Here is a 265-nt window from a genome sequence, read left to right as displayed (position 1 = left end):
AGCCAAATGAAGCGGACATGCGGCATCTTTTCGGCTACCTTGACAAAGTCTTCAATTCCTTTACGTCGGAAGTAAAGTCCTGCACAGACAACAACTGGCTGACCTTCTTCAATTTTAAAATGCTCTCGAAAGATTGCTTCCTTGCGTTCATCCTTCTTATATTTATCTAAATCAATACCATTCGAAACGGCTATAATTGGCGTTGTCACACCGTAAGACTGGATGAGTTTTTTTGAATACTCTGAAGGAGTGATAACAAAGTCTG

General features: G+C 40.4%; 1 pseudogene. It reads right to left on the bottom strand.

Going from position 1 to position 265, the window contains the following annotated elements:
• Positions 1 to 265, bottom strand: a pseudogene (locus tag C1E99_RS00025) (glycosyl transferase family 1); the annotation flags it as partial.

Origin of the sequence: Streptococcus suis (assembly GCF_002964045.1) — a bacterium.
Classification (GTDB): domain Bacteria; phylum Bacillota; class Bacilli; order Lactobacillales; family Streptococcaceae; genus Streptococcus; species Streptococcus suis_U.
The sequence above is the reverse complement of the archived record's forward strand: the minus strand, read 5'-3'. Positions and strand labels throughout refer to the sequence as shown.